Origin of the sequence: Pseudomonas emilianonis (assembly GCF_023072625.1) — a bacterium.
GTDB classification, from domain to species: domain Bacteria; phylum Pseudomonadota; class Gammaproteobacteria; order Pseudomonadales; family Pseudomonadaceae; genus Aquipseudomonas; species Aquipseudomonas paraveronii.
On record NZ_JAKNRV010000566.1, the window covers coordinates 1 to 2,244 of the forward strand.

The following is a 2,244-nucleotide window of genomic DNA, read 5'->3' on the forward strand; positions in this document are numbered from 1 at the left end:
GATGTCACCGCGCATCGGTCGAAAGGTAGGCCCACCCCAAATGAAGAAGAGCACCGCAGGCGAGTCCGAGGGCATAGCTGGCCAGACTCGACACATCCCGGGCAGTGCCGGGCGCCTGCACCCTTCCCCACCTCTATTACGTCAGCACTCACCCCGCGCCCATCGGCAACCAGCGGGAGGCATGAGTGTTGACGAATACAGGTGAACCAACCACTGAGGAATCAGAAATGGAATACATGGCAGCTCAAATGGATCGCCAGATTGAAGGCGCCCAGCTCCGGTACGACGCCGCAATCGAGGATGGCCTACAGCCGGCCTTCCCGGTTGCAGATTACGACCACCAAACTTTTAAGCCAGCAACGGTTGATGAGGCGAGGAGGCAGTTGTCGGGTATGACCCTCCGCGATTACTTCGCAGCCAAGGCGCTTTCGACTGTCCAGGCCTACAGCCATGAAGACGTGGCGACCTGGGCGCCTGAAGACTTTGCAAAGCACGCATATACGCTCGCCGACGCCATGCTCGCCGCCCGTTCCGCCTAACCCCAAACACTGGAGGTCGCCATGAGCTTCTTCGAAGACAACATTGCAGACGGCAGCCACTGCGGAAGTTGCTGCCAGTTTATCGGCGCTGACGTGGGCTATCCGCGATTCTGCAAATCCTGCGATACCGACCATAAGCCTAAAAAGCTGAAGGCGTTGATGTCGTCTGACATGAACGCTGTTGGTGGCCTTACTAAATCGCAGCGCCGACGCCAGGCCAAGAATCGAGCCAAGGCAAGGCTGGCCAAGGCCACAGATCAGGCCGCTACATAATCACTCCGGAGTCGACCATGCACCCTGACATCCAAATGCGCCGCGACATCGTCGACGGCCTGCATCAGCGTTCCCGCCTCGCCACCATTGAGCTGTACCGGATGATCGGCCGGCCTGAGCCAGTGGTCGCCTTCCGAATGGTGGTAAAGCCTGCGGGCCGCGACTTCTTCCATGTGGTTGATACCCGAACCGACAAGGTGATGGGCTTCCGCCGCGACCACAACGAAGCCTGTGCCCTCGCCCGGCGCCTGGAGACTCGCCATGCCAACCAGCTACGCGGATAGCGCCCAGGCCAGGGAATCCGATAGGCGCTGGGACTTGCCAAACTTCGGAAAAGTCCAACGCGTCGACCTGTTCCACGAGTACACGGTTGACGATCTGTCGGAGCGCGAAGCTCGCCGACTCAAAGAGCGAGCCAGCCTAAAGCTCCGCATCGGCGCCGCTATGGCCCAGATGGAGTTGATCTGCCCACCAGCGGGAGGTGTTGAATGAACATCGCACAGCGCGACCATCAGATCGCCGTGGGTTGGATAGATGCCGAGATCGAAACCCTACTTCGCGACGTAGGAAAGCCGAACGCCAGCTCGGCAGCCAGATCATCCATCACCCTGGCATTTATGCTGCGGGCCATCGACGAAGCCGAGCATCGGCATTACCAGGCGCGCATCGACAAGATCTACGCCACCTACAACGCCTCGCTCTCTTCCGCCGCATAACCCCGCCAAACCAAACCATTTTTAATGCCGCGCCAAGCGCTGCGAGGGATCGTCATGTCCAAAAATACTGAACTGGCTGTCGTGCCGCCCAAGGAGACGGCACTCGCAGTCTTCTCCGCCGAGAAGGGCCTGGAGCCATGGCTGCAAAAGATTCGGGACGAGGTGCGGGCATTCGTGCCCGATACCAGCACCGCGAAAGGGCGAGCAGCAATCGCCTCGATCGCCTTTAAGGTCGCCAAGTCCCGCACCGCCCTGGACGACGCCGGCAAGAAACTGGTAGCCGAGTTGAAGGAAGTGCCGAAGCTGATCGACGCCGAGCGCAAGCGGATGCGCGAATCCCTGGAGGCGCTTCAGGAAGAGGTCCGCCGGCCACTGAACGAATGGCAGGCAGCAGAAGACGCCCGGGTAGCTAGGCACCATGCGGTGATCGGGCATATCGAGGACACCGACACCGCCGGTATGAGCGCGGCCCTGATCAGCGCCAAGATCCAAGACCTTGATAGCTGCGAGATCAATCAGGAGATGGAAGAGTTCGAGGCTGACGCGCACCGTGCGAAGGCTTCGTCATTGGTGGTCCTGCGCCAGGCACTGGAAGACCAAGAGAAGGTCGAGGCGGAACAGGCGGAGCTGATCAAGCTGCGCGCGGAGAAGGAGGCGCAGGAGCAGAAAGACCGCGAAACACGCATCGCACAGGAAGCGGCTGACAAGGCTCGTAT

At 60.3% G+C, this 2,244-nt stretch carries 5 protein-coding genes and 1 pseudogene; all 6 read left to right on the forward strand.

Translation table 11 applies throughout. The features are described 5' to 3' along the window. Positions 1-227: 227 nt before the first annotated feature. Positions 228-539 carry a hypothetical protein gene (locus L9Z73_RS29375; protein WP_247408381.1) on the forward strand — a complete coding sequence of 104 codons (312 nt, stop codon included), beginning with the start codon at positions 228-230 and terminating at the stop codon, positions 537-539. A gap of 21 nt (positions 540-560) precedes the next feature. Beyond that, a complete protein-coding gene (locus tag L9Z73_RS29380; RefSeq protein ID WP_247408383.1) occupies positions 561-812 on the forward strand; it encodes a hypothetical protein in 252 nt (83 codons plus the stop codon). 17 nt (positions 813-829) lie between these two features. Next, positions 830-1,096 carry a hypothetical protein gene (locus L9Z73_RS29385; protein WP_430624328.1) on the forward strand — a complete coding sequence of 89 codons (267 nt, stop codon included), beginning with the start codon at positions 830-832 and terminating at the stop codon, positions 1,094-1,096. Beyond that, entirely contained in the window at positions 1,074-1,304 is a 231-nt protein-coding gene (locus L9Z73_RS29390; RefSeq protein WP_247408384.1) for a hypothetical protein, read from the forward strand. Before L9Z73_RS29385 ends, L9Z73_RS29390 begins: the two co-directional genes overlap by 23 nt. Then, a complete protein-coding gene (locus tag L9Z73_RS29395; protein WP_198865691.1) occupies positions 1,301-1,528 on the forward strand; it encodes a hypothetical protein in 228 nt (75 codons plus the stop codon). Before L9Z73_RS29390 ends, L9Z73_RS29395 begins: the two co-directional genes overlap by 4 nt. A gap of 54 nt (positions 1,529-1,582) precedes the next feature. Further along, positions 1,583-2,244: pseudogene (locus tag L9Z73_RS29400) on the forward strand (hypothetical protein); the annotation flags it as partial.